At 64.8% G+C, this 24,128-nt stretch carries 26 protein-coding genes, 1 tRNA gene, 1 pseudogene and 2 riboswitches; of the genes and pseudogenes, 14 read left to right on the forward strand and 14 right to left on the reverse strand.

The genetic code is table 11. The features are described 5' to 3' along the window. Nucleotides 1–60: 60 nt before the first annotated feature. Both ACFTOW_RS15380 and ACFTOW_RS15385 read left to right on the forward strand, forming a co-directional pair. Complete coding sequence (locus ACFTOW_RS15380) at nt 61–249, forward strand: hypothetical protein (protein ID WP_379917264.1); 189 nt, start codon at nt 61–63, stop codon at nt 247–249. Nucleotides 250–268: 19 nt separating this feature from the next. After that, the gene (locus ACFTOW_RS15385; protein ID WP_379917266.1) at nt 269–1,153 is read left to right on the forward strand and encodes a CPBP family intramembrane glutamic endopeptidase; all 885 of its coding nucleotides are present in this window, start codon (nt 269–271) and stop codon (nt 1,151–1,153) included. Here the strand turns inward: ACFTOW_RS15385 and thiD are convergent, their stop codons facing one another. From thiD to thiM, 3 genes are read right to left on the reverse strand one after another with little or no spacing between them, the layout of a single operon-like run. After that, a complete protein-coding gene (gene thiD, locus ACFTOW_RS15390; protein WP_379917268.1) occupies nt 1,154–1,954 on the reverse strand; it encodes a bifunctional hydroxymethylpyrimidine kinase/phosphomethylpyrimidine kinase in 801 nt (266 codons plus the stop codon). Then, nucleotides 1,951–2,556 (reverse strand): thiamine phosphate synthase, encoded by a 606-nt coding sequence (gene thiE / locus ACFTOW_RS15395; protein ID WP_379917270.1) that lies wholly within the window; start codon nt 2,554–2,556, stop codon nt 1,951–1,953. Before thiE ends, thiD begins: the two co-directional genes overlap by 4 nt. Further along, entirely contained in the window at nt 2,553–3,341 is a 789-nt protein-coding gene (gene thiM, locus ACFTOW_RS15400) for a hydroxyethylthiazole kinase (protein WP_379917272.1), read from the reverse strand. The genes thiE and thiM overlap by 4 nt, the downstream gene beginning before the upstream one ends. 40 nt (nt 3,342–3,381) lie before the next feature. Beyond that, nucleotides 3,382–3,478, reverse strand: a riboswitch (TPP riboswitch). Nucleotides 3,479–3,543: 65 nt separating this feature from the next. After that, nucleotides 3,544–3,641, forward strand: a riboswitch (TPP riboswitch). 45 nt (nt 3,642–3,686) lie between these two features. On the opposite strand from thiM, the gene thiB reads away from it, so the two are divergent. The 3 genes from thiB to ACFTOW_RS15415 are packed head-to-tail and all read left to right on the forward strand — an operon-like array spanning nt 3,687 to nt 6,896. Continuing rightward, nucleotides 3,687–4,667 carry a thiamine ABC transporter substrate binding subunit gene (gene thiB / locus ACFTOW_RS15405; protein ID WP_379917274.1) on the forward strand — a complete coding sequence of 327 codons (981 nt, stop codon included), beginning with the start codon at nt 3,687–3,689 and terminating at the stop codon, nt 4,665–4,667. After that, complete coding sequence (locus tag ACFTOW_RS15410; protein WP_379917276.1) at nt 4,643–6,214, forward strand: ABC transporter permease family protein; 1,572 nt, start codon at nt 4,643–4,645, stop codon at nt 6,212–6,214. Before thiB ends, ACFTOW_RS15410 begins: the two co-directional genes overlap by 25 nt. Beyond that, nucleotides 6,201–6,896 (forward strand): thiamine ABC transporter ATP-binding protein, encoded by a 696-nt coding sequence (locus tag ACFTOW_RS15415; RefSeq protein WP_379917278.1) that lies wholly within the window; start codon nt 6,201–6,203, stop codon nt 6,894–6,896. Before ACFTOW_RS15410 ends, ACFTOW_RS15415 begins: the two co-directional genes overlap by 14 nt. Before the next feature lie 54 nt (nt 6,897–6,950). Here the strand turns inward: ACFTOW_RS15415 and ACFTOW_RS15420 are convergent, their stop codons facing one another. The 7 genes from ACFTOW_RS15420 to dapF all read right to left on the reverse strand — a co-directional run bounded on the left by ACFTOW_RS15420 (nt 6,951) and on the right by dapF (nt 13,360). Further along, the gene (locus tag ACFTOW_RS15420) at nt 6,951–7,739 is read right to left on the reverse strand and encodes a cytochrome c1 (protein WP_379917281.1); all 789 of its coding nucleotides are present in this window, start codon (nt 7,737–7,739) and stop codon (nt 6,951–6,953) included. A gap of 16 nt (nt 7,740–7,755) precedes the next feature. Next, nucleotides 7,756–9,078, reverse strand: a complete 1,323-nt coding sequence (petB, locus tag ACFTOW_RS15425; RefSeq protein ID WP_379917283.1) for a cytochrome b — start codon at nt 9,076–9,078, stop codon at nt 7,756–7,758. Between the two features lie 12 nt (nt 9,079–9,090). Further along, a complete protein-coding gene (gene petA / locus ACFTOW_RS15430; RefSeq protein ID WP_379917285.1) occupies nt 9,091–9,651 on the reverse strand; it encodes a ubiquinol-cytochrome c reductase iron-sulfur subunit in 561 nt (186 codons plus the stop codon). Between the two features lie 275 nt (nt 9,652–9,926). Then, nucleotides 9,927–10,535: a glutathione S-transferase gene (locus tag ACFTOW_RS15435; protein ID WP_379917287.1), complete on the reverse strand. Its 609-nt coding sequence runs from the start codon at nt 10,533–10,535 to the stop codon at nt 9,927–9,929. 63 nt (nt 10,536–10,598) lie between these two features. Further along, a complete protein-coding gene (locus ACFTOW_RS15440) occupies nt 10,599–11,207 on the reverse strand; it encodes an FMN-binding negative transcriptional regulator (RefSeq protein WP_379917289.1) in 609 nt (202 codons plus the stop codon). 78 nt (nt 11,208–11,285) lie between these two features. After that, a complete protein-coding gene (mtaB, locus tag ACFTOW_RS15445) occupies nt 11,286–12,545 on the reverse strand; it encodes a tRNA (N(6)-L-threonylcarbamoyladenosine(37)-C(2))-methylthiotransferase MtaB (protein WP_379917291.1) in 1,260 nt (419 codons plus the stop codon). After that, nucleotides 12,542–13,360, reverse strand: a complete 819-nt coding sequence (gene dapF / locus ACFTOW_RS15450; protein WP_379917293.1) for a diaminopimelate epimerase — start codon at nt 13,358–13,360, stop codon at nt 12,542–12,544. Before dapF ends, mtaB begins: the two co-directional genes overlap by 4 nt. 106 nt (nt 13,361–13,466) lie before the next feature. Here dapF and ACFTOW_RS15455 point away from each other — a divergent pair. The 8 genes and pseudogenes from ACFTOW_RS15455 to ACFTOW_RS15490 all read left to right on the forward strand — a co-directional run bounded on the left by ACFTOW_RS15455 (nt 13,467) and on the right by ACFTOW_RS15490 (nt 19,220). Then, nucleotides 13,467–13,542: transfer RNA gene (locus tag ACFTOW_RS15455), tRNA-Lys, on the forward strand. A gap of 403 nt (nt 13,543–13,945) precedes the next feature. Further along, nucleotides 13,946–14,065: pseudogene (locus ACFTOW_RS15460) on the forward strand (hypothetical protein); the annotation flags it as partial. Between the two features lie 167 nt (nt 14,066–14,232). After that, complete coding sequence (locus tag ACFTOW_RS15465; RefSeq protein WP_379917296.1) at nt 14,233–15,342, forward strand: DUF4118 domain-containing protein; 1,110 nt, start codon at nt 14,233–14,235, stop codon at nt 15,340–15,342. After that, nucleotides 15,269–16,084 carry a sensor histidine kinase gene (locus ACFTOW_RS15470; RefSeq protein ID WP_379917299.1) on the forward strand — a complete coding sequence of 272 codons (816 nt, stop codon included), beginning with the start codon at nt 15,269–15,271 and terminating at the stop codon, nt 16,082–16,084. The genes ACFTOW_RS15465 and ACFTOW_RS15470 overlap by 74 nt, the downstream gene beginning before the upstream one ends. Then, nucleotides 16,081–16,377 (forward strand): response regulator, encoded by a 297-nt coding sequence (locus ACFTOW_RS15475; protein ID WP_379917301.1) that lies wholly within the window; start codon nt 16,081–16,083, stop codon nt 16,375–16,377. Before ACFTOW_RS15470 ends, ACFTOW_RS15475 begins: the two co-directional genes overlap by 4 nt. Further along, on the forward strand, nt 16,374–16,769 hold the full coding sequence (locus tag ACFTOW_RS15480) for a winged helix-turn-helix domain-containing protein (RefSeq protein WP_379917303.1): 396 nt from the start codon (nt 16,374–16,376) through the stop codon (nt 16,767–16,769). The genes ACFTOW_RS15475 and ACFTOW_RS15480 overlap by 4 nt, the downstream gene beginning before the upstream one ends. Nucleotides 16,770–17,199: 430 nt before the next feature. After that, on the forward strand, nt 17,200–17,688 hold the full coding sequence (locus ACFTOW_RS15485; RefSeq protein WP_379917305.1) for a flavin reductase family protein: 489 nt from the start codon (nt 17,200–17,202) through the stop codon (nt 17,686–17,688). 146 nt (nt 17,689–17,834) lie between these two features. Further along, a complete protein-coding gene (locus tag ACFTOW_RS15490) occupies nt 17,835–19,220 on the forward strand; it encodes an aspartate aminotransferase family protein (protein ID WP_379917307.1) in 1,386 nt (461 codons plus the stop codon). A gap of 21 nt (nt 19,221–19,241) precedes the next feature. Here the strand turns inward: ACFTOW_RS15490 and ACFTOW_RS15495 are convergent, their stop codons facing one another. After that, nucleotides 19,242–20,393: an alpha-D-ribose 1-methylphosphonate 5-triphosphate diphosphatase gene (locus ACFTOW_RS15495; protein WP_379917309.1), complete on the reverse strand. Its 1,152-nt coding sequence runs from the start codon at nt 20,391–20,393 to the stop codon at nt 19,242–19,244. 161 nt (nt 20,394–20,554) lie between these two features. Between ACFTOW_RS15495 and gph the strand changes: the two genes are divergently transcribed. Next, complete coding sequence (gene gph / locus ACFTOW_RS15500) at nt 20,555–21,205, forward strand: phosphoglycolate phosphatase (protein ID WP_379917311.1); 651 nt, start codon at nt 20,555–20,557, stop codon at nt 21,203–21,205. Nucleotides 21,206–21,228: 23 nt separating this feature from the next. Here the strand turns inward: gph and ACFTOW_RS15505 are convergent, their stop codons facing one another. From ACFTOW_RS15505 to ACFTOW_RS15515, 3 genes are all read right to left on the reverse strand, one after another. After that, a complete protein-coding gene (locus ACFTOW_RS15505; RefSeq protein ID WP_379917313.1) occupies nt 21,229–22,296 on the reverse strand; it encodes a betaine/proline/choline family ABC transporter ATP-binding protein in 1,068 nt (355 codons plus the stop codon). A gap of 11 nt (nt 22,297–22,307) precedes the next feature. After that, entirely contained in the window at nt 22,308–23,342 is a 1,035-nt protein-coding gene (locus tag ACFTOW_RS15510; protein ID WP_379917315.1) for an ABC transporter permease, read from the reverse strand. Between the two features lie 123 nt (nt 23,343–23,465). Further along, nucleotides 23,466–24,032 carry a glycine betaine ABC transporter substrate-binding protein gene (locus tag ACFTOW_RS15515; RefSeq protein WP_379917317.1) on the reverse strand — a complete coding sequence of 189 codons (567 nt, stop codon included), beginning with the start codon at nt 24,030–24,032 and terminating at the stop codon, nt 23,466–23,468. Nucleotides 24,033–24,128: the final 96 nt, after the last annotated feature.

Here is a 24,128-nt window from a genome sequence, read left to right on the forward strand (position 1 = left end):
GCGCGCAGGCTGGGATGACACCTTCCTGCGCTCGATTCTCACAAACATAGCAATGGCTTAATGCCAAAAGCGATTGCCCTGCCCTATTGGGTGAATTATCATCTGGAGCACCATCTTGTGATGCATGTGCCCGCCCACAACCTGCCCAAGCTGCATCAGCGCCTGCTTGACCGTGGCCTTGGACCGGATATGGAGATCGGGCAAACCTATTGGCACGTGCTGCGCCGCGCCGCGTCGCGCCCTGCCTGACCCGACAGGCCGCCATCGCGTGAAGAACCCTTACGCCCCGCTGAACACCTTTGTCGCCCCCGCCGTACCGCGCGCCGAGCTGTGGCGTCTGGGCGCGGGCGTTGCGCTGATCGTGGCACTTGCGCTGCTGATGGCGACCGCATTCGGTGCTCTGGCGCAGGCGCTGCTGCCGGCAGAGGGCTATGCGCGCTATGCCGCTGCGACAAGCCAAGGCCCGGGCGCGGTTCTGTTCATCCTGTTCGGCTTTGGCTTTTTCCTGATTGCCACCCTTGTCTGCGCCGACCTGCTGCACAACCGCCGCCCCGTCACGCTGCTGGGCCATCCCACGCTGGCCATTTTGCAGGGGGTGCGGGTTATGGTGGCTGTGCTGCTGCTGGGCATCGTGCTGTGGCTGCTGCCGCCGTGGGACATGTCCGACCTGCGCCCTGGTCTGGCGTTCGTCCCATGGGCGATGCTGCTGCCCATGGCGCTGGTGGCCGTGGCGGTTCAGGTCACCGCAGAAGAAGTGTTCTTTCGCGGCTACCTTCTGCAACAGCTGGCTGCGCGGTTTTCGCATCCGGCGGCGTGGATGGTCGCGCCTTCGGTGCTGTTTGGGCTGCTGCACAATGACCCGTCGCTGGGGAGCAATGCGATCTGGCTGATGCTGTCGGCCACGCTGTTCGGCATCGCCGCCGCCGACCTGACCGCGCGCAGCGGCACGCTGGCGCCGGCCATCGTTTTGCATTTCGTCAACAACGCCAGCGCCTTCCTGCTGGTATCGGCGCAAGAGGATCTGGGCGCGCTGGCGCTGTATCTGATCGAGGTCGATCTGGCCGACCCCGCCCAGATGCGCGCGCTGATCGCCATCGACGCGGGCGTTTTGCTGTGCAGTTGGCTGGCCGCAAGGATTGCCCTGCGGCGCTAGTCAGCCCGCCCGCATCGCGTGGAAATGATCGACCGGCCCGTGACCGCCGCCAACCTGCAACCCGTCCGCCGCCGCAATCGCCGCCTGGACATAGGCCTTGGCCACCCGCGCCGCCGCCATCGGATCGCCGGTGATCGAAAGCTGCGTGGCCAGTGCCGAGGAGAGCGTGCAGCCGGTGCCATGGGTGTTGGCCGTGGCGATGCGCGGGCTGTCCAGCCATCCGGCCCCGTCGGCGGTCATCAACAGATCGGGGCTGTCATCCCCCGGCAGATGCCCGCCTTTCAGCATCACGGCCCCCGGCCCCAGCGCCAGCAGCGCCTGCGCCTGATCCAGCATCTGGGCGCGGGTTTCAGCCTCGGGCAGATCCAGCAGGTCGGCGGCCTCGGGCAGGTTGGGGGTGATCACCGCCGCCATCGGCAGCAGCACATCGCGCAGCACCGCCACTGCATCCGCCGCCAGCAGACGGTCGCCACCCTTGGCTACCATCACCGGGTCCAGCACGACGGGCACGTCGCGCCCGCGCAGAGCATCGGCCACCGCGCGCGCAATCTCGGCGCTGCCCAGCATCCCGATCTTGACCGCATCGACGCGGATATCATCAAACACTGCGCCGATCTGTTCCGCGACGAAGGCGGGCGGGATCAGTTGCGCGCCGCGCACACCGCGCGTGTTCTGCACCGTCAGCGCGGTGATCGCGGCCATGGCATAACCGCCATTGGCGCTGATCGCCTTGATGTCGGCCTGAATGCCCGCGCCGCCCGACGGGTCCGACCCGGCGATAGACAAGATGTTGGGGATCATGCGTGCCTCCATGCGTTGACCAGATCGCGGGTTGCGGCCTGCGGATCATCGGCCCCGGAGATGGCCGACACCACCGCCACGCCTGCACAGCCTGCGGCCCTGATCGCCGGGATATCCGCCAGCCCGACGCCGCCGATGGCCACCGCAGGAATTGGGCTGTGTGCCACCACCTGCGCCAGACCGTCCAGCCCCAGCGGGGTGGCATGGTCGGGTTTCGTGGCCGTCGCACGCACCGGGCCGACCCCGATCAGGCTGATCGCGCCCTTGGGCATCGCGGCAAGCTGCGCCTGTGTTTCGATCGACAGCCCCAGATGCCGGTCCGGCCCAAGTGCGGCGCGCGCCTGCGCCGGATCGCCATCCCCCTGCCCCATGTGCAGCCCGTCGGCCCCGCTGGCCAAGGCCACCTCCAGCCGGTCATTCACGATCAACGGCACGCCCGCCGCGCGGCACAGCGGCAGCAATCGACGCGCCTGCGCCACCATCTCGGCCTCGGTCGCGGTCTTGTCGCGCAACTGGATCAGACCCGCGCCACCGGCCAGCGCCGCGCACACCAGCGCATCGTCGCAGCCATCGGGAGTTACAAAGTAGATGCCGATGCTCATGCCTGCATCACCTGTGCACCTGCGCTGACATCCTCGGGCGTCAGGGCATGCAGCGCATCCAGAAAGGCCACCTGAAAGCTGCCCGGCCCCTGCGCCTGCACGCCCGCGCGCTCGCCCGCCAAACCGTAATAGGCCAGCGCGCCAACCGTGGCACGCAGCGTGTCCTGCCCCACGGCAAAGGCCGCCACGATGCCGGTCAGCGAGCAGCCCATCACGGTGATGCGCGGCATCATCGGGTGGCCGTTGCCCACACGAAACGCCCGCGCGCCATCAGTCACGAAATCCTGCGCCCCGGTCACCGCGACCACACCGCCCGTCAGCCGCGCCAGATCGCGCGCGGCCCCTTCTGCGGCGTCCACGCTGTCGGCGGCATCGGCCCCCTTGCCCGCTGCCGCCGTGCCCGCCAGCGCCAGGATTTCCGACGCATTGCCCCGGATCACGGAGGGTTTCAGCGCCAGCAGCCGCGCGCCCGCATCGCGCCGCATCGCCGTGGCGCCCACTGCCACCGGGTCCAGCACCCAAGGGCTGCCACGATCGTGGGCGACCTGCGCCGCCGCCTCCATCCCGCGCAGCCAGTCGGGGCTGAGCGTGCCGATATTCAACGTCAGCGCCTGCGCGATGCCCGCGAACTCGCCCGCCTCACCGGCGTCATGCACCATCGCGGGTGACGCGCCCGCGGCCAGCATCACGTTGGCCATCACGTTCATCGCCACAAAATTGGTGATGTTCTGCACCAAGGGCGCGTTGGCCCGCATCGTTCTCAGGTGGGTGCCCCAGTCGGTCATTGTCGTCCTTTCGTCGCGAAGGGCCGACCGCGCCCCGGATCAGGGGGCAACCGCGACTTCCTCCGCCAGCATGATCTGGTTCAGGTTCAAAGGGTGCTTCTCAGCCCCGCCTGCGCGGAACGCCCCTGTCGTACCGTTGTCATAACCCGATTCCCGCGCCCGCCGCCAGCCCTTGCACCTGCGTTCCGGTGGCGATAGCGTCGCAGACACCTCGGGGTGCCCTTGTGGCTGAGATGCAGATGCGAACCCGTTGAACCTGATCCGGTTAAGACCGGCGGAGGGAAGGTTTTGGATCATCCTCCAATTCACTCGCCCCCCCGCCCGTCGCAGCAGATGGAGGATGCGATGCGTCACCTGTTCCTTGCCACGGGCCTGTTGGCCGCCACCCAGGCGGTGGCCCAGGACTCGCCCGTTCTGACGATCTATACCTACGACAGTTTCGTGTCCGACTGGGGCCCGGGACCGCAGATCAAGGAGGCGTTCGAAGAGACCTGCGCCTGCACGCTGCAATTCGTGGGCGCTGGCGACGGGGCCGCCCTGCTGGCGCGGCTGCGTCTGGAAGGCGCGCGCACGCAGGCCGATATCGTGCTGGGGCTGGACACCAACCTGACCGCCGCCGCGCGCGACACCGGGCTGTTCGCCCCGCATGGCGTGCAGGCGGATTTCGACCTGCCCGTGGCGTGGCAGGATGACATGTTCCTGCCTTTCGACTGGGGCTATTTCGCCTTTGTCGCGGGCGCGGAGGTGGAGGCCCCGACCGATTTCCGCGCCCTTGGCGAAAGCGGCACCAGCATCGTCATCCAGGACCCGCGCAGTTCGACCCCCGGTCTGGGCCTGCTGATGTGGGTCAAGGCCGCCTATGGCGATCAGGCGGGCGAGATCTGGGAAGGGATGGCCGACAATATCGTCACCGTGACCCCCGGCTGGTCCGAGGCTTACGGCCTGTTTCTGGAGGGCGAGGCCGACATGGTGCTGTCCTACACCACTTCGCCTGCCTATCACCTGATTGCCGAGGATGACGCCAGCAAACGCGCCATCCCCTTCAGCGAAGGCCATTACATGCAGGTCGAGGTCGCGGCGAAGCTGGCGGGCACGGATCACCCCGATCTGGCCGATCAGTTTTTGCAATTCATGCTGACCGATGCGTTCCAGTCGGTGATCCCGACAACCAACTGGATGTATCCGGCGGTGACACCCGAGGGCGGCCTGCCCGACGGGTTCGACACCCTGATCACCCCCGGAAAGGCGCTGCTGCTGGACCCGGAACAGGCCCGCGCCCTGCGCGATGACGCGATTGCCGAATGGCAGGCCGCGCTGACACGGTGATCCCTGCGCGGCCCGCTTTGCCGCTCTGGCCCGGCTGGCTGGCCGGGCTGATGCTGTGCGCGTTGTTGCTGGCCCCGCTGGCGGCGGTGCTGGCGCGCGCGGGCGGGGCAGGCTGGCCGGGGGCCGCCGATCTGGCCGCGCTGCGGTTCACCGTGGTGCAGGCGGTGCTGTCCGCGCTGATCTCGGTCGCGCTGGCGGTGCCGGTAGGGCGTGCGCTGGCCCGGCGGCGGTTCCCGGGGCGCGGGGCGCTGATCACCCTTCTGGGCGCTCCCTTCATCCTGCCGGTGATCGTGGCGGTTCTGGGCCTGTTGGCGGTGTTCGGGCGCGGCGGCGTGGCGAATGACCTTCTGGCGTGGCTGGGCCTGCCACAGATACAGATCTATGGCCTGCATGGCGTGGTGCTGGCGCATGTGTTCTTCAACCTGCCGCTGGCCACCCGGATGATCCTGCAAGGTTGGCAGGCCATCCCGGCCGAGCGGTTCCGGCTGGCCGCCAGCCTTGGCATGCCGCCCGCCACCGTGCTGCGGGTGCTGGAACGGCCCATGCTGCGCAGCGTCCTGCCCGGCGCCGCGCTGATCGTCTTTGCGCTGTGCCTGTCCAGCTTCGCGGTCGCGCTGACACTGGGTGGCGGTCCGCGCGCCACCACGCTGGAACTGGCGATCTATCAGGCGTTCCGCTTTGATTTCGACCTTGGCCGCGCGGCGGTGCTGGCGGCGCTGCAACTGGCGCTGGTGATGGGGGCGGCAATGCTGGCCTTGCGCGCGGGCGACGTGACGGGCTTTGGCGGCGGGCTGGACCGTCCCCAGCGCCGGTGGGAGGCCGAGACACCCCTGCTGCGCACGCAGGACGCCGGGTTGATCGCACTGGCCGCGGCGTTCCTGCTGACCCCGCTGGCCGCGATCGTGTGGCGCGGGGCGGTGGGCGTGCTGACCCTGCCCGCGCAGGTCTGGCAGGCGGCGGCGGTGTCGCTGGGCGTGGCGCTGGTCGCAACCGCGCTGTGCATCATGATGGCGATGGCGCTGGCCCTGCTGGCCCTGCGTCACCGCTGGATCGAAGGATTCGGCCTGCTGGGGCTGGCGATCTCGCCGCTGGTGATCGGCACGGGGCTGTTTCTGATGGTCCATCCCTTTGCCGATCCGGCCCGGCTGGCCCTGCCCGTCACCGCGCTGGTCAATGCGGCCATGGCGCTGCCCTTTGCCCTGCGGGTGATCCTACCCCGACTGCGCGAGGTCGAGGCGACCCATGGCCGGCTGGCCACATCGCTGGGGATGCGTGGGGCGGCGCGGTTGCGCTGGCTGATCTGGCCCCGTCTGCGGCCCGTTCTGGGCTTTGCCGCCGGGCTGGCGGCGGCGCTGGCCATGGGCGATCTGGGGGTGATCGCGCTTTTTGCCGATCCCGACACGGCCACTCTCCCGCTGCAGATCTTGCGGTTGATGGGGGCCTACCGGATGGATCATGCCGCGGGTGCGGGGCTGGTGCTGCTGATCCTCAGCCTCGGGCTGTTCTGGCTGTTCGACCGCGGAGGGCGCGACCATGCTGCGACTTGAAGGCGTGCATATCCGGCAGGGTGACTTTGACCTGCGTGCGGATTTCACTGTGCCCGCAGGCGCCCGCGTCGCCATCATCGGCCCCAGCGGTGGCGGCAAATCCACGCTGCTTGGCGCGCTGGCCGGGTTCCTGCCCCTGACATCGGGACGCATCCTTTGGGCCGATACCGACATCACGGACGCACCGCCCGCCGCGCGCCCGATCGCCATGCTGTTTCAGGACAACAACCTGTTTCCGCACCTGACCGTTGCGCAGAATGTCGGGTTGGGCATCCGCCCCGCTCTGCGCCTGACAGCCGATCACCGCGCGACGGTGGACACTGCCCTGTCCCGCGTCGGCCTGCCCGGCATGGGCGCACGCCTGCCTGCGCAGCTGTCGGGTGGGCAGCAGGGGCGCGCCGCGCTGGCGCGGGTTCTGGTGCAGCGCAAGCCCCTGATCGCACTGGATGAACCCTTTGCCGCGCTGGGGCCTGCCCTGAAGTCCGAGATGCTGGATCTGGTGGCGGATCTGTTGGACGAGACCGGCGCCACCCTTCTGATGGTCAGCCACGCGCCCGGGGATGCCCGCCGCCTGTGCCCCCGGACCATCCTTGTCGATGAAGGCCGGGCGGCCCCACCCGCAGACACAACCGCCCTGCTGGACAACCCGCCACCGGGGCTGCGCGCCTATCTGGGCGTCTGAACGAAAAAACCCCGCGTCATGCGCGGGGTTTTTCCATGTCTTGGACCCGATGGATCAGGCGTTCTTCTTGCCCTTGACCGGCGCCCAGATGCGCTTGTTGGTCAGGTACAGCAGGACCGACAGCACCGTCAGGAACAGCACGGCCACAAAGCCCGACTGCTTGCGCGCCATCATCTTCGGCTCGGCTGTCCACATCAGGAACGCCGACACATCCTTGGACATCTCGCGCAGCGAGTTGTCCGCGCCATCGTCGAAATCGACCCAGCCATCGTCCATCGGCGGTGCCATGGCGATCCACCGGCCAGGGTAGGCAGTGTTCTCATAGTAGAGCGTGCCTGCCTCTTCCTTTTCCTCGCCGGTATAGCCCAGCAGCAGCGATGCGATGTATTCCGGGCCGCCGATGCCGTTGACAAGCTGGTTGATCCCCAGACCGTAGGGCCCGTGGAAACCCGCCCGCGCCTTGGCCATCACGCTGAGGTCAGGGGCGGTTTCCAGGTTCGATCCCGGAAAGTGATCGGTCGGCACGGCAGGACGAAAATCGTCGAGTTCTTCGTCAAAGACCTCGAACTGGCCCGCATAGGCGCGCACCTGATCTTCCGAGAATCCCGGTCCGCCCTCGTCACCCAAGGTGCGCAGCGGGACATACTCCAACCCGTGGCAGGCGGCGCAGACCTCGGTATAGACCTTGAGCCCGCGTTGCAGTTGGGCCTGATCGAACCGGCCAAACGGACCTTTGAAGGAGAAATCGAAAGTCTCCACAATTCCGTCTTCGCCGGCCGCTGTGGCCGCCCCGGCCGAAAGAGCCAGGGCTACCGCTGCGGAAATCGCGAGTTGCTTCAGCATTTCCATTGGTCCTTTCTTATTCCGCCGGGGTCTCGGCAGGCCCGTAATGGGCTTTGAAGTCATCCTCGATCGTGGCCGGTGCAGGCAGCGGCTTTTCGATCACACCCAGCAGCGGCAGGATGATCAGGAAATACGCGAACCAATAGGCCGAAGCGATCAGAGAGAACGTGGCATAGGGTTCTTCCGCAGGCATTGCACCCAGCCACATCAGGACCATGAAATCGACCACGAGGATCCAGAACCACCACTTGAACATCGGGCGATACCGGCCCGAACGCACGCGGCTGGTGTCCAGCCATGGGGCGAGGGCCATCACCGCGATGGCACCGAACATCGCCAGCACGCCAAAGAACTTGGCGTCGATGATGCCACCGGTGATCCAGCTTGCGAACATCACGATCCAGACATCCGAGGTAAAGGCGCGCAGGATCGCGTAGAACGGCAGGAAGTACCATTCGGGCACGATGTGCGAGGGCGTCACCAGCGGGTTGGCCTCGATGTAGTTATCGGGGTGGCCCAGGTAGTTCGGCATGAAGCCGACGATGGCAAAGAACACGGCCAGGATGATCGCCAGGGCGAACAGGTCCTTGATCACGAAGTAGGGCCAGAAGGGCAGCGTGTCACGCTCGGCCTCTTCCTTCGACCCGCGGCGCACCTCGACCCCGGTGGGGTTGTTGTTGCCGGTGGTGTGGAAGGCCCAGATATGCACCGCAACCAGCGCCGAGATGACGAAGGGCAGCAGGTAATGCAGGCTGAAAAAGCGGTTCAGCGTGGCATTGTCCACCGCCGGGCCGCCCAGCAGCCAGGTTTCGATTCCCGAGCCGATAAAGGGGATCGCGCCGAACAGGCCGGTGATCACCGTGGCACCCCAGAACGACATCTGACCCCAGGGCAGAACGTAGCCCATGAAGGCCGTGCCCATCATCAGCAGGTAGATCAGCATGCCGATGATCCAGGTCACTTCGCGCGGGGCCTTGTAGGAGCCATAGTAAAGACCGCGGAAGATGTGTAGATACACGGCAGCAAAGAACAGCATCGACCCGTTCTGGTGCAGATAGCGGATCATGTGCCCGCCGTTCACGTTGCGCATGATGTGCTCGACCGACGCGAAGGCGTGATCGACATGCGGCGTGTAATGCATCGCCAGGATGATCCCGGTGATGATCTGCAACGCCAGGCAGAAGGTCAGGACAATGCCCCAGATCCACATCCAGTTCAGGTTCTTGGGTGTGGGGATCATGACAGTGTCGTACAGCAGGCCGACGACGGGCAAACGGCTGTGCAGCCACTTTTCGCCCCCTGTCTTCGGCTCGTAGTGATCGTGCGGAATTCCGGACATATGCGCGTTTCCTTATCCCAGTTGTATCGTCGTGTCGTCGATGAATTCGGCGACCGGTATATCGAGGTTACGCGGAGCGGGGCCACGGCGGATCCGGCCGGCCTCGTCATAGTGCGACCCGTGACACGGGCAGAACCATCCGGAAAAGTCACCTGCGCCATTACCGATCGGCACGCAGCCGAGGTGGGTGCACACCCCGATCATCACCAGCCACTCGCCGTTTTCGTCCATCGCGCGGTTGGCATCGCTGGCATCGGTGTTGGGCTTGTTGGGATTCTGCGACAGAGGATCGGGCAGCTCGTCCAGCGACACGGCGCGGGCGGCTTCGATCTCTTCTGCCGTGCGGCGGCGGATAAAGACCGGCTTGCCCAGAAACTTGACCGACAGCTGCGAGCCTTCGGACACGCCGGACACATCGACCCGGATCGAGGCAAGCGCCTGAACATCGGCCGAGGGGTTCATCTGGTTGACCAGCGGCCAGACGGCCGCACCCGTGGCAACGACACCTGCGCCAGCCGTGGCGTAGTAGAGGAAATCTCTGCGGGTGCCTTCGTGATCTTCTGCGTGGGACACGAGGTTATCTCCTTCTTCAGCCGTAACCGGCCAATACGAGTACGGCCGCTCCGATTGCAGCCAATTCCGAGCGCGTTTCTAACGGTGCTTGCCGGTGCAGTCCAGCGGACATTCCAGCGCAGTTGAACTTCCTGCGCGACTTATCCGCCGAACTTCGGCGCATACCGGTCGAAAAGGCAATCTTGCGTCGCCTGTATCATGGTTTAGGGTCAGCTGCGTCCACCTCAAGGGATAGATTGCCGCAGGCGGGCCGGGATGAGGCCCACAAAACGGCCCTAAGTGTCGCGCGGTTCGGTTGCCTGCATCGACTCGCGCGTGGCGAATGCGGCGTACCAGTCATCCAGCGCCCCGCGTCCCTTGCGCCATTCGCGGTCGTCATGGCGAAAATCCAGATAGCCCAGTGCGCAGCCCACGCCGACCTGCCCCATGTCCAGCGGACCGCTCAGATGGCTCATCCACATCTTGCCCAGCGTATCCAGCGCGCGGGTCACCTTGGCCCATTGCGCATCGTGCCAATCGACCAACTGCATGTGCTCGGGGCGGAACCGGCGTTCATAAACGATGCCGATGGCCGCATCCAGAATGCCCTCGGCCGTCGCCTCAAGCGTCAGGACCTCCCAAAGGCGTGCCTGCGGATACAGCCCCGCCTGCCCCCGGTCGTCCAGGTAGCGACAGATCACCCGGCTGTCATAGATCGCAGGCCCGGTATCGCGGATCAGCGCGGGGATCTTGCCCAGCGGGTTGGCGGCGGCCACCTCGGGCGCTGTGGCCATGGGCGTGGTCTTGACCTGCATTTCCTGAATGTCGTCGGTCAGACCGGCCTCGTGGATCAGCACGCGCACCTTGCGGGCATAGGGCGAGGCCGGAGAGGTAATGAGCTTCATGGCGGGAATCCTGTTCCAATGTCTGCCGCGCAGCCTAGCCAGCTTGGGCCGCGATGCAATGGCTCAGGCTTCCGGCGGGTCGCGCATCAGCGCCGCCAGCGCCGGGTCGCGCCCCTGCAGCCCCTCGGCTGCGCCCAGCCGGGCGGCCTCGGGCTTGTTCTGGCCCAGCTTCCACGTGCCCTGCACCTCTTCGATCCGCAGGCGGAACGGCACGATCTGCCGCATCATCCGATCCATCAGGTCGTCTGGCATCTTGTCGGCGCGCCAACGCGGCTTGGGGTCCAGCCCGGATTCGAACCACTCGGACAGATCGTCCAGCATCGGGCGCAGCGCCTCTTGCGGCAGTTGCTCGACCTGCCCGATCAGATGGACGGCAACGTAATTCCACGTCGGCACCTGATCGCCCATCCCGTACCAGTCGGGCGAGACATAACCGTGCGCCCCCTGCACCGCCAACCGCGCGGGCAACTCCTCATCCGCCAACCGGCAGATCGGGTTCGAACGGACAAGGTGAAACCCCGCCTCGCTGCCCGCCTCGTTCAGCAGGAAAGGAATATGGCTGATCAGAGGTGCCCCGGGCGTCGAGACGGCGAGCATCCCGAATCCCTGCGCTCGGGCAAAGGCCAGGTTGCGGTCGGCAGGCATCTTGCGAAAGGCGGGATTGGGGTGCATCTGTGCTCCTTTTTCCGGCTGGCTACCTTGCCATGGCCCGTTGGGACAGAGCCAAAGCCGACAATTCCCGCCAGTCCACTACAGTGCCGTCAATTGCCCGCCGCTGGAGCCGGTGATCGTGGCTGTCACGATCTGCCCCTCGGGGCGGTCGCTGGCGAACGTCACTTCGGTAAACTGCTCGGTCCGGCCCATGCGCGGGTTTTCCATCAGCACCCTGTGGGTCTGCCCCTGCTGACCCGCCAGATGCCGGGCCACCTGCGCGTCACCGGCGGCCCGCAACGCGGCGGCGCGCGCCTTGATCGTCGGACCATCCACCCGGTTGGGGATTTTCGCCGCAGGCGTGCCGGGGCGCGCGGAATAGGGAAACACGTGCAGCCACGTCAGGTCACACTCGGCCACCAGCCGCAGCGAGTTGTCGAAATGCGCCTGCGTCTCGGTCGGAAACCCGGCGATGATATCCGCGCCAAAGGTCATGTCGGGGCGCAGCCGCCGCGCCTCCTCGCAGAACCGGATCGCATCGTCGCGCAGATGCCGCCGCTTCATCCGCTTGAGGATCAGGTCATCTCCATGCTGCAGCGACAGATGCAGGTGCGGCATCAGGCGCGGCTCGGTCGCGATGGCCAGCATCAGGTTGTCATCCGCCTCGATCGAATCGATCGAACTGATCCGCAGGCGCGGCAGATCGGGCACCAGGCGCAGGATGCGCATCACCAGATCGCCCAGACGCGGCCCGCCCGGCAGATCGGCCCCCCAGCTTGTCAGGTCCACACCGGTCAGCACGACCTCGTTAAAGCCCTTGTCGACCAGCCGCCTGATCTGATCCACCACCACGCCCGCCGGAACGCTGCGCGAATTGCCCCGGCCATAGGGGATGATGCAGAAGGTGCAGCGATGATCGCAGCCGTTCTGGACCTGCACATAGGCGCGGCTGCGCGTGCCGAAGCCGTCGATCAGATGACCTGCCGTTTCCGTCACCGACATGATGTCGTTGACCTGCACGCGCTCGGTCTCGCCCACGAAATCGGGGGCCAGCCGCGCCCATGTCCCTGCCTGCATCTTTTCGGTGTTGCCGATCACATGATCGACTTCGTCCATCGCGGCAAATGTCTCGGGTTCGGTCTGCGCGGCGCAGCCGGTCACGATGATGCGCGCGCCCGGGTTGTCGCGCCGCAGCTTGCGGATCTCCTGCCGGGCCTTGCGCACGGCCTCGGCCGTCACGGCACAGGTGTTGACCACAACCGCATCGCCCAGGCCCGCCTGCGCGGCCAGATCCTTCATCGCCTCGGTCTCATAGGCGTTCAACCGACAGCCCAGCGTGGTGAATTTGGGCGCGGTCATGATGCGACCCGCCAGACGCCATCGAACACATGCGCCGTGGGGCCGGTCATCCAGATGCCATCCTCGGCGATGCGTATGCCGATCTCGCCGCCATCCAGCCGCAGGGTCACGTCGCGCCCCACCAGCCCGCGCCGCCAGGCCGCATGCGCCACCGCGCAGGATGACGACCCCGAGGCCAGCGTGATGCCTGCGCCGCGCTCCCACACCCGCATCCGCAGGGTGTCCTTGCCTGCGACATGGACGAACTGCACGTTGGTGCGTTGCGGGAACAGCGGATGATGCTCGATCTGCGGTCCCTGCACGGCAAGCTCCACTGCCTCGGCATCCGTGACGAAAAAGCTGCAATGCGGGTTGCCCATCGAGGTGGCCGTGGGCGTGCCGTCAATCGGCAGGTGCAGCGTGTCACATTCTTGAGCCAGCGGGATCGCATGCCAGTCGGTGCGCGCGTGACCCATGTTCACCGCCGTCAGGCCACCCCCCGCATCGCGCGCCGCCAGAATGCCGTGATCGGTCTGGAGGCGCACCGAATCCTGCCCGGTTTCGCCCATCACATACCGCGCGATGCAGCGCGTGGCATTGCCACAGGCCGCCGAGAACGAGCCATCGGCATTGTAGAACACCAGACGCACATCGGCGGCTTCGCTGCCCCGCATAACCGCCAACTGGTCAAACCCCACGCCCCGATGCCGGTCGGCCATCGCAACCGCCAGAGCGGCATCGACCATGGGCGCGCGCCCGCGCTCGTCCACAACGACGAAATCGTTGCCAAGCCCGTGCATCTTCATAAAGGGAATCTGGGTCGCGCGTGTGTTCATGGGGCGGCATATACGCCCCGTCCGGGAATGAATCCAGAGATCAGGACGAAAACCACGTTTTCGGGGTTGACCCTGCACCACGCTCTTTCTAAGTAGCCCGCCTAGTGGGCCGTTAGCTCAGTTGGTAGAGCAACTGACTTTTAATCAGTGGGTCGCAGGTTCGAATCCTGCACGGCTCACCACTGTTCTTAAGTAAAAACATGTACGTAAGCCGCGCGTAATCCTCGCGCAGCTAAGTTTGTTTTTGAGGCGACAGGCATATCATCAGCTACTGCGAAGAGTCGCTTGCCAACAACCCGTGCAAATGCCCCACGCTTGTCGGTGCAGGGCGCTGTCAGGTCACGCGGGGTCGAACCGTGCCCAGTTTGACGCGACTTTGATGGCAAGGGTGGCAAGGCCAACCGCTGCCACACTCCGGTTCTTCCGTTTTGACATGACGACCTCTTCGAACGGCACCGGCTTTTTGCGTGATGAGGCAGCCGTCAGGAAAACGGCTTGCGACGTTCCTTCGCAGGTTGCCTCATGGCGTGAACGCTGGTTTCCCGCTGTCCGTTGGAAAGTAAGTGCCGATATGCACCCGACAAGGTGTTCGAGAATGCCGAGATCGAACTGATCGACCTGCCGCCCGAAGACCTGATCAAGCGGCTTGGCGACGGCAAGGTCTATGTCCCCGATCAGGCACGCCACGCGCTCGATCACTTCTTTTCCAAGGGCAACCTGCTGGCCCTGCGCGAACTCGCCCTGCGCCATGCCGCGCAATATGTCGGCGCGCGCATTCAGGAACATCAAAGCGTCACCGGCAAGGAAGGCGGCTATGCCGGGGGCAGCGCATCCTTGTCGCCATCTCGGAGGCTGCCGGGGGCGAGCAGGTCGTGCGGGCGGCCAAAAGGCTCTCGGATGCGCTCAAGGCACCGCTCGTCGCGCTGTATGTCGAAACCCCGGCTGCCGCACGGTTCAGCGATGCCGAAAACACCCAGCTTGCGCGCAACCTGTCACTTGCCGCCTCGCTGGGCGCTACCTTGCAATCGGTCCCGGCCACGTCCGTGCAGGAGGCGATGCTGGCCCAGTGCAAGGAGGTGCGCGCCACGCAGCTTGCCCTTGGCAAGTCGCGCGGACGCGGCGGATGGCTGAAACAGCGCGACGGGATCGTGCAGGACATATTGGACAAGACAACGGGCGTTGCGATCCACGTGATCCCGTTTGACGAAACATCGCGCGGGCGCGACTGGCGACGCTGGTTGCCGGACGGTACGTGGAAAGGCGACGCGGTCGGGATCGGATCGGTCGCGGCGCTGACGCTTGCGGCCTTTCTGGCGCAGGGCTGGATCGGGCGCGGGCCGATCGACTTGCTGTATCTTTTGCCGGTGATCTACAGCGCCAGCCTTTACGGGTTTCGCGCCGGTCTGGTCGCCGCCATCGCAGCCGGGATTGCTTATAACTTCTTCTTCCTGCCGCCCTTTTACACCTTCATCATCTACGGCCCGGCCAATGTCATCACCGCCGTGTTGCTGGTGATCGTGGCGATCATCACCGGGCAGCTTGCGGCGCGCGCGCGGGCGGCTGCGGCCCTTGCCATGCGCAGCGCGCGCGACAATGCCGGTCTTGCCCGATTTGCCACGCGCCTCGGGGCCGCCAGCACCACCGAAGAGACCGCGCATCTGATCCGCGATGAGTTGCGGACGCTGCTGGCCGTGCAGACCATCGTGCTGCACCAGTCGGGCGACGGCGTGACGATTACCCCCTATGGTCAAACGAAGCCGAAGCTGAGCCCCACAGGTCGTGCAGCCGCTGAATGGGCGATGGAGCATGGCGAAGATGCCGGGTTGGGGACCAGCACGCTGACCGCAAGCAAATGGCAGTTCCGCCCGCTGAAAACGTCGCTCGGGACGCTGGCGGTTCTGGGCTTCCGTGGCCCCCCGGATTCCGGCGGATCGTGCGGCGCTGGCCGAAAGCCTGATCGATCAGGCTTCCCTTGCCCATGAGCGGCTGAAGCTCGAGACCGACATGCGCGACATGGAGGTGGTCCGGCAGCGCGAAAGCCTGCGCGCGGCCCTGCTTGCCTCGCTCAGCCATGATCTGCGCACGCCCCTGACAGCGGTGACCGCCGCGGCCGAGGCGCTCTCGGCGACGGGCGAGGAAGCGGACCTCGTCGAGACGGTGCGGAGCGAGGCGCGCCGGCTCAACCGGTTTCTTTCTGATCTTCTGGATCTGACCCGGATCGAGGAAGGTGCCGTGACGCCCGATCTCGCCCCCACGGATCTGACCGACGTGATCGCCTCGGCGGTCGGTGACCTGTCCAAAATCCTTGAAGGACGCAATGTGCAGACCTCGATCGACCCGAACCTGCCCCTGGTGCGGGCTGACGCTGTGTTGTTGAACCATGCCCTGCTGAATCTCGTCGACAACGCGGCCAAGTATTCGCCGCCAGATGAACCGATCGAGATCGTTGCCCGGATGGGACGACGCGGCCCGGTGATCGACGTGCTGGACGGTGGACCGGGTATCCCCCAAGGCAGCGAACAGCGCATCTTTGACCGCTTCGCCCGTGGCGAGACTTCGGACAGGACAGGCGGTTCGGGGCTGGGTCTTGCGATCGTCAAGGGCTTTGCCGAAGCGATGGGCTTTGCTGTCGAGGCCGCGCGACGTCATCGCGGCGGGTCCCGATTCACGATACGCATTCCGTCCAGTGCGATCGTCCAGGTCGATATGGAGGATATCGCATGAGCGGCAGCATCATGATCGTCGATGACGAAATGCCCATCCGGCGCCTGCTTCGCGTCTCGCTGGAGCGTAACGGCTATGCAACCGTCGAGGCCGATTGCGCAAAGGCGGCTCTTGCAGCGCTTGCGGGTACACCGCCGCAAATTGCCCTGCTGGATCTGGGCCTGCCTGACCGCGACGGGCTGGAACTGATCGGCGCGTTCCGTGAAAAGGCGGTGCCGATCATCGTGCTGACCGCCCGAGAGGCATCGACAGAAAAATCACCGCGCTCGACCTTGGCGCGGATGACTACGTGACGAAACCTTTCGATACCGAGAAACTGTTGGCGCGCATACGTTCGTGCCTGCGCCGGGCGGACCAGAGCCAGGGGCGGCAGCGCAAACTGTCGGTCGGGCCTGTGCGGATCGATCTTGACGCCCATGCGGTCTGGAAAAGCGGTGTGGAAGTAAAATTGACACCGAAGGAATTCACCCTTCTGGCTGCCCTTGCCAGCCATCCGGGGAAGGTTCTGACCCACACCCATCTGCTGCGCGAGGTCTGGGGCGCGGCCCATACCGATCACGTCGAATACCTGCGGGTTACCGTGCGCGCGTTGCGCAAGAAACTCGAAGACGATCCATCCAACCCGACTCTCATCCGGAATGAACCCGGGATCGGATACCGGTTTCAGGAGGCGGCGGAGACGTAGGCGGGAGGTCGGCGGCGTACGATCGCGACCCGGCACTGGCGGTCATGGACAGCGCACGGTTTCAAGGAAACCCCAATGCCGCAGGTCCGGCGCAATGACAGACGTGACCATTATTCCATCTGCGTTTTGCGTCAGGCGGGCTGACCCTCGACGGCTCGGATGCGCAGGGCGTCAACCATTTCGGCCGTATTCCTTCTGGTCGGCCCCCATGTCGGCATTGCAGGTGTGCCGCACAAGCCAGTGATTTCTTGCATCGGCAGTATCCGAAACCTCACCCCGGTCTGTCGTGGTCTGCGCTCTGCCTTTTGCGCAGATATCACGCTTGTCGCATGGGCGGGGCAGGCCACATCTAGGCATGGTGATCGGGCCGGTTCTGCGCTAGACGCGGGTCAGACCCGTGCACCGCTTTGGAATCTGGGGCAGAAAACCAATGAAAACAGAGTTTCTTGAGGGTATGTCGAAAGCGGCGCAATCGGTTTGCGTGGTCACGACGGACGGGATCGGCGGCAAGGGCGGGGTGACCGTGTCGGCCATGACTTCGGTGTCGGTGGATACGCCCACGCCCTCGCTGTTGGTATGCGTGCACGGAGAGTCGCTGACATGCGACCGGATTCGCACCAACCGGGCGTTTTGCGCCAATCTTCTGGCCGAGGATCAGGCCGAGATTTCCGATACCTTCGCGGGTCGCAAGGGCCTGACGGGCGAGGACAAGTTCACGATCGGCACCTGGCACGCAGGCGAAACCGGGTGTCCGATGCTGGATGATCCCATCGCCGCCTTCGATTGCAGGCTGGTGCATGACATACTTGTCGGCTCGCATCGTGTGTTCGTGGGCGAGGTGGCGGCGGTGCGGCTTGTGCGCGATGGCGCGCCGTTGATCTACTTTGACCGCGGATATGCCCGCGCGACGCGCCCCTGACCCCTGCGCGCTGCCTTGTTTGCTGGCGAATGAGGCCTACTGCCCAGGCTGGTGAAGAATTTGATCAGATTTTGCTGGCCCCGGCGCGGCTGATCCGTAAGGATACGGCCCAATTGCCATGACCATGACTGAAAGGGAGTCGCGCCATGACCACGCCGCTGTCCAACTCGCTGCATATCGCGGATATCAGCACCACGCTGCACCCCTATACGGATGCCCGCAAGCACGAAGAACAAGGCCCCATCGTGATCGACCGGGGCGAGGGCATCCATGTCTACGACTCGAACGGCAAGAAATATATCGAGGCGCTGTCGGGCCTGTGGTCGGTGGCCGTCGGCTTTAACGAGCAGCGCCTGTGCGATGCCGCCATGGCGCAGATGCAAAAGCTGCCCTATTATCACACCTTCGCGCATAAATCGCACGAACCGTCGATCCGTCTGGCCGAAAAGCTGGTCGAGATGACGCCCGAGCACCTGACGCGGGTGTTCTACACCTCGTCCGGGTCCGAGGCGAACGATACCGTCGTGAAAATGGTGTGGTTCTACAACAACGCGCTGGGTCGGCCCGAGAAAAAGAAATTCCTGGCCCGGACCAAGGGCTATCACGGGATCACCGTGGCATCGGGCAGCCTGACGGGTCTGCCCTACAATCACAAGCATTTCGACCTGCCGGCCATCCCCGTGGTGCATCTGACCTGCCCGCATTTCTATCGTTTCGGCAATGACGGCGAGAGCGAGGCCGAGTTCACCCAGCGTCTGCTGGAAGAGGCCGAGGAAACCATCCTGCGCGAAGGCCCCGAAACCATCGCCGCCTTCATCGGCGAGCCGGTGATGGGCGCCGGTGGCGTGATGGTCCCGCCCGAAGGCTACTGGCCAGGGATCGAGGCGCTGTGCCGCAAGTATGACATCCTGCTGGTGTCGGACGAGGTGATCAACGGTTTCGGCCGCCTGGGCACCACCTTCGGCTGCGAAAAGATGGGGTTCAGCCCGGATATCCTGGTCACCTCCAAACAGCTGACATCTTCCTACATGCCGCTTGCCGCCGTGGTGTTTTCCGAGGCGGTTTATGACGTGATCGCCGACAATACCCATTCCATCGGCACCTTCGGCCACGGCTACACCGCCACGGGTCACCCGGTGGCCACGGCAGTCGGTCTGGAGAACCTGAAGATCATCGAAGAGCGTGACCTGATCGGCAATGCCGCGCGCATGTCGGTGCCGTTCCAGGAGGGGCTGCGCAAGTTCGCGGATCACCCGCTGGTGGGCGAGGTGCGCGGCACCGGCCTGATCGCGGCGCTGGAAATGGTGGCGGACAAGGACACCAAGCGCCCGTTCGATCCCGTCGGCAAGCTGGGGGGCAAGGCGTTCGAGATCGGCCACGAAGAGGGCATGATCTGTCGCAACCTTGGCGACACGCTGGCCCTGTGCCCGCCGCTGATCGTGACCGAGGATGACGTGCACGAGATCGTGCGCACCATGGGCGTGATGCTGGACCGCACACTGGATTGGGCCAAGTCCGAAGGCATGGTCTGACCGAAACCGCAGGGGCGCGCATCATTCGGCTGCGATGCGCGCCTCGCTTAAAGACGCCATCAGGCGCGCTCCGGCCTCGCCCGACAGATAGGCAAGCCGACCGGCAGACACTGTCAGTTCGATCTCGCGCGTGGTGGCGTTCATCACCACAAAATCGGCCCGTGCCCGGTGATCCAGCCGCCCGCGATCATGCATTCCCATCAGGTGCGCCGGCGTGGCCGAAATCATGCTCCAGGCGCGGGGCAGGTCCATCTGGCCGGTGTCCACCAGCGACCAGGCCGCGTGGGCAAGGCTGGGATAGTGGCAATCGGACACCAGAATGTCGCACAGGCCCCGGCGCAGCATGGCCCATTGCCGGGGGTCGTCCTGAATCAACGCCGGTGCAGGCAGGATCACCGGCCCGTCGGTGGCATGGGCGACGGCGGCGGCACGCGGATCGGCGGGGCATTCCGCCACATAGGCGCCCAGCAGGCGATAGCGGTCGCGGGTTTCACCATCCATGTCGCCGTGGCTGCCATAGGTGACGCCCAGCGTGTCGAATGCCTCGGCCAGTTGGCACAGGTGGCGCGGCACCAGCCGCGACTGGCCCTTGGCAGTGGTCCTCGCCGCCTCGAACGCGGCAAGCGGCACGCCCAGCGTGCGGGCTTGCAGGGCCGGGTCTTCGGACCATTGACCGGATGCGCCCAGCGTGTCGTGAAACACCACCAGATCGACGCCATGGCGGCGTATGGCGTGCAGCAGGCGCTGCTGGCTGTCGGCGGTATGGGTGTCCAGACGCAGTTGCGCACGCATGTCGATCAAGGCCGCGACAGCGACATCCGACACGCCCTGCAATACGTTCTCGGCAAAATCAGGGCTGGCAATCCCGCCTTCCCATCCCCATCGCTGGGCGATATAGGCAGTGGTCACGCCATGGGCCGCAGCCTCGCGTGCGGTGGCGCGCAGGGCGGTTTCGACCGGCAGCAGCGTGCCGGGACGCGGTGCGATCTGACGCTCGAACGCCTGTCCGTGCAGATCGACGATGCCCGGCAGGATCAGGTAGCCCGTCATGTCCACGGGCGGCAAAGGGCCGCGCGCAATCCGACCGTTCTCGACGGCCAGTGACCGGCGCTGCATCTCGCCATCACGTAGGATATCCGCGCCTGTCAGGCGCAGTGGGGGCAACTGTGTCATATCGCGGCGTCCTGCTCGACCTCAGGGTGGCACTCTAGCGCGTTCATGTATCGTTCGTATGACGTTGGCTTGTGACGGTTTTTCCCGCAGTTTCCGACTTGCTCGCCTTGCATCTTGCGGCCCGCCGTCAATACTGCGCCGTGGGGCGCGACGGGGGTTTCATGGCACGGATCGTCTTTGATCTTGACGGCACGCTGATCGACAGCGCGCCCGATATTCAGGCCATAGCCAACAGGTTGTTGGCGCGTGAAGGCGCGGCGCAGATCACGCTACGGGAAACCCGTGGTTTCATCGGCAACGGGGCTGCGGTGTTCGTGGCAAGGATGCGGGCGGCGCGCGGCCTTCCTGATAGCGCACAGGCGCGACTGCATGCCGATTTCGTCGCGGCCTATGAATCGGCGGTGACCCTCACCGTGATCTACCCGGGGGTTTGTGCGGCGCTGGATGTGCTGCAAAGCCAAGGGAATTCTCTGGGCCTGTGCACCAACAAGCCCGAGGGCCCGACCCTGGCTGTGCTGAACCATCTTGGGCTGACCGACCGCTTTGCCACCATCCTGTGCGGAGACAGCCTGCCGCAAAACAAACCCGATCCCGCCCCGCTTCACGCCGCATTCGCCGGGCTTGGGAAAGGCCCTGCGATCTATGTCGGTGACAGCGAGGTGGATGCCGAAACCGCACAGCGCGCGGACGTGCCGTTTTTGCTGTTCACCCAAGGCTATCGCAAGACGCCGGTGGACCAGCTTTACCACACCCATGCCTTTGACGACTTTGCGCATCTGCCCGATCTGGTGGCGCAGGTGTTGGTGCGCTAACCCTCAACGAACAATCATCGCCCTCAGGTGGCCTGCGTGCGCATCCCGCTTTCCGAGGCTTCAGCAGGCACCAGTGCCTTGACCACCTCGGGCATGTCCAGCGTGCCGACGGTGGCCCCGTCGCGGGTCACGACAAAGCGGGCCTGCATCTCGCCCTCGGACTTGGCCAGAACCGATTCCAGCGTGTCGTCGTGATCGACCTCGACCGCATTCGCGGTTGCGGGATCGCCGCTTTTGTTCATCACCGAACGTACCCGCAGCACCCGCGCGCGGTTGATGTCGGAAATGAAGTCGACGATGTAATCATCTTCGGGTTCCAGCAGGATCTTCTGCGGCTCGCCCTGCTGCACGACATACCCATCCTTCAGAATGACCAGATGATCGGCCAGTTTCAAAGCCTCGTCCAGATCGTGGCTGATGAAGACGACGGTCTTTTGCAGCTCGGCCTGCAATTCCAGCAGCAGGTCCTGCATGTCGGTGCGGATCAGCGGATCGAGCGCCGAAAACGCCTCGTCCATCAGCATGATCGGCGCGTTCGACGCCAGCGCACGGGCCAGCCCGACACGCTGCTGCATCCCGCCCGACAATTCGTGCGGATACTGGTCGGCATTGCCACCCAGTCCGACACGCTCCAGCCATTGGCGGGCGTCCTTTTCATAATCGGCACGCTTGTCGCCCCGGGTAGCCGCGGCCATGCCGGCATTGTCCAGAACGGTGCGGTGCGGCAGCAGCGCAAAGTTCTGGAACACCATCGACATGCGTTCGCGGCGGACCCTGCGCAGATCATCGTTCGACATGGCCAGCACGTCATCGCCATCCAGCAGGATCTCGCCCGCGGTAGGTTCGATCAGGCGATTGAGGTGGCGGATTAGCGTGGACTTGCCCGACCCCGACAGCCCCATGATCACCGTGATGTCGCCTTCGCGCATCTTGGTGTTGATGTCACTGAGGGCCAGCACATGCCCGGTCTGATCCATAAGTTCGGTCCGGCCCAGTCCTTCGCCTTTGACACGTTCAAGGGCAGACTGGGGTTCGGCGCCGAAAATCTTGTAGAGATTCCGGATTTCCAACAAGGTTCGTTTATCGGCCATCGGGTTTGTCCTTACGCTTTGTGGGTCGTGTTGATGCGCGCAAGCGACGCCTTGGTGACACGGTCAAGAACCACGGCCAGCAACACGATGCCCAGCCCCGCAACAAGACCTGTGCCCAGTTCAAGATTCCGGATGCCGCGCAGCACCAGCACACCCAGACCGGGGGCCGAGACAAGGCTGGCGATCACCACCATGGCAAGGCTCATCATGATGGTCTGGTTGACGCCGGCCATGATGTTGGGCAGCGCCAGCGGCACCTGCACGCCGAACAGCTTTTGCCGGTCGGTCATGCCAAAGGCGTCCGCCGCCTCGATCACGTTCTGATCGACCATGCGGATGCCCAGATTTGTCAGGCGGATCACCGGCACGATAGCGTAAAGGATGATGGCGATGCCGTAGAGTTTCGGCTCGGTCACGCTGAACAGGAAGATCAGCGGGATCAGGTAGACGAAGGGCGGCAAGGTCTGCAGCATGTCGAGCACCGGGATCGTCATGCGTTGCATCGTATCCGACCGCGACATGGCGATGCCTATGGGCACGCCGAAGATGACGCATATGAAGGCGCAGACAAGAATGATCGCCAGCGTCTGCATCGCGTAATCATAGTGGTCGATGAACGCGAGCCCCAGAAAGGTGACGGCGACGAATCCCAGCAACGCATAAGAGCGCGACACCATCCATGTCACAAGCATCAGAACGGGGATGATGATCCACCAAGGCGTGTTGAGCACGCCGTAAAGCGCGCCTTCCAGCGCCCAGCTGAGCGGTTGCGTCAGCGGGTCCAGCACAAAGCTGAGGCTGTCCTTGATCGACAAGAAGCCGCGCTCCAGCCCGAGTGTAAGCTCACGCGAGCGCGGAAAGGATTGGCACGCCGCGTTGAGCGCGTCCATCGACGGAAACGGCAACTCCCAGATCGAGATGTCGGCCGCGTCCTGCCCCCGGGCGCTGTCGCGCAGAGCCGAAAGGGACACCGGGCCGCTGCTGCCGCCGCTGCTGCACCAGTCCTGCAAGCCAAGAGACGAGAACAGGAAGTCATAGGTGGCCATGGATCAAAACGCTCCTGTGATGCGTGACGGTATGCCCGCACGTCGCGAAAATGCTTGCGTCGGTGGGCGGAAAAAAGGGCAGAGGGCGGCACCTTGGCCGCCCCCGCTGGAAAAGTGTTTTTGTTACTGCAGAAGGGCCGCGAGGTTCTCGCGTGCGTCTTCATTCAGCCACGCGGACCACTGGTCCTTGTACGTGCCAAGGAAATACGCAGCCGTCTCTTCGTCAGACGCATTGTTTTCATCGGCCCAGGCCAGCAATTCGCTCATGGTGCTGGTCTCGAACGTCATGTTCGTGAAGAACTCTGCCACGTCCGGGTTGTTTTCGATGAACGCGCTTGTCGCTGCGGTCAGGATCGGCGCCGCCGGAAATTCCGACACCTCGGGATTGTCGGCGTCGGGGTTTTGCAGGTTCGCAAACGCATCTTCCTTGTAATCGCCAAGTTCGACGCGGGTCATGTCATATTTGCCCATCGGCACGGTCGGACCCCAATAGTAGCCGAACCACGGCTCATTGTCGGTCACGGCCGACCCCATCGAGGTCGCCAGCGTTTCGCCCGAACCGTGATTGAACACCTCGATGCCCGAGGATTCGAGATCAAGCGCGCGGACGAGGTTGTCGCTGACAACGCGGCAGCCCCAGCCATCGGGGCAGTTGTTGAACTGTCCGCCGACCAGATCTGGGTTTTCCATGATGCCTTCGATGGTGTGTGAATCGGCATGCAAAAGTGACCCACTTGGGTGGGTTATGATCATCTAAAACTGACCCACCTGCATTGTTAACATCCG

It is taken from the genome of Lacimonas salitolerans, assembly GCF_042677865.1.
GTDB classification, from domain to species: Bacteria; Pseudomonadota; Alphaproteobacteria; order Rhodobacterales; family Rhodobacteraceae; genus Lutimaribacter; species Lutimaribacter salitolerans.

What these genes read in the sequence shown, in the direction of transcription:
- ACFTOW_RS15380 (WP_379917264.1), top strand. Translation starts at nt 61, where the DNA reads ATGCCAAAAGCGATTGCCCTGCCCTATTGGGTGAATTATCATCTGGAG.
- ACFTOW_RS15505 (WP_379917313.1), bottom strand. Translation starts at nt 22,296, where the DNA reads ATGGCCGATAAACGAACCTTGTTGGAAATCCGGAATCTCTACAAGATT.
- ACFTOW_RS15435 (WP_379917287.1), bottom strand. Translation starts at nt 10,535, where the DNA reads ATGAAGCTCATTACCTCTCCGGCCTCGCCCTATGCCCGCAAGGTGCGC.
- thiB (WP_379917274.1), top strand. Translation starts at nt 3,687, where the DNA reads ATGCGTCACCTGTTCCTTGCCACGGGCCTGTTGGCCGCCACCCAGGCG.
- thiD (WP_379917268.1), bottom strand. Translation starts at nt 1,954, where the DNA reads ATGATCCCCAACATCTTGTCTATCGCCGGGTCGGACCCGTCGGGCGGC.
- ACFTOW_RS15410 (WP_379917276.1), top strand. Translation starts at nt 4,643, where the DNA reads ATGGCAGGCCGCGCTGACACGGTGATCCCTGCGCGGCCCGCTTTGCCG.
- dapF (WP_379917293.1), bottom strand. Translation starts at nt 13,360, where the DNA reads ATGAACACACGCGCGACCCAGATTCCCTTTATGAAGATGCACGGGCTT.
- ACFTOW_RS15485 (WP_379917305.1), top strand. Translation starts at nt 17,200, where the DNA reads ATGAAAACAGAGTTTCTTGAGGGTATGTCGAAAGCGGCGCAATCGGTT.
- ACFTOW_RS15440 (WP_379917289.1), bottom strand. Translation starts at nt 11,207, where the DNA reads ATGCACCCCAATCCCGCCTTTCGCAAGATGCCTGCCGACCGCAACCTG.
- ACFTOW_RS15515 (WP_379917317.1), bottom strand. Translation starts at nt 24,032, where the DNA reads ATGGAAAACCCAGATCTGGTCGGCGGACAGTTCAACAACTGCCCCGAT.
- ACFTOW_RS15495 (WP_379917309.1), bottom strand. Translation starts at nt 20,393, where the DNA reads ATGACACAGTTGCCCCCACTGCGCCTGACAGGCGCGGATATCCTACGT.
- ACFTOW_RS15415 (WP_379917278.1), top strand. Translation starts at nt 6,201, where the DNA reads ATGCTGCGACTTGAAGGCGTGCATATCCGGCAGGGTGACTTTGACCTG.
- ACFTOW_RS15475 (WP_379917301.1), top strand. Translation starts at nt 16,081, where the DNA reads ATGAGCGGCAGCATCATGATCGTCGATGACGAAATGCCCATCCGGCGC.
- ACFTOW_RS15420 (WP_379917281.1), bottom strand. Translation starts at nt 7,739, where the DNA reads ATGCTGAAGCAACTCGCGATTTCCGCAGCGGTAGCCCTGGCTCTTTCG.
- thiM (WP_379917272.1), bottom strand. Translation starts at nt 3,341, where the DNA reads ATGACCGACTGGGGCACCCACCTGAGAACGATGCGGGCCAACGCGCCC.
- ACFTOW_RS15490 (WP_379917307.1), top strand. Translation starts at nt 17,835, where the DNA reads ATGACCACGCCGCTGTCCAACTCGCTGCATATCGCGGATATCAGCACC.
- thiE (WP_379917270.1), bottom strand. Translation starts at nt 2,556, where the DNA reads ATGAGCATCGGCATCTACTTTGTAACTCCCGATGGCTGCGACGATGCG.
- mtaB (WP_379917291.1), bottom strand. Translation starts at nt 12,545, where the DNA reads ATGACCGCGCCCAAATTCACCACGCTGGGCTGTCGGTTGAACGCCTAT.
- gph (WP_379917311.1), top strand. Translation starts at nt 20,555, where the DNA reads ATGGCACGGATCGTCTTTGATCTTGACGGCACGCTGATCGACAGCGCG.
- ACFTOW_RS15510 (WP_379917315.1), bottom strand. Translation starts at nt 23,342, where the DNA reads ATGGCCACCTATGACTTCCTGTTCTCGTCTCTTGGCTTGCAGGACTGG.
- petB (WP_379917283.1), bottom strand. Translation starts at nt 9,078, where the DNA reads ATGTCCGGAATTCCGCACGATCACTACGAGCCGAAGACAGGGGGCGAA.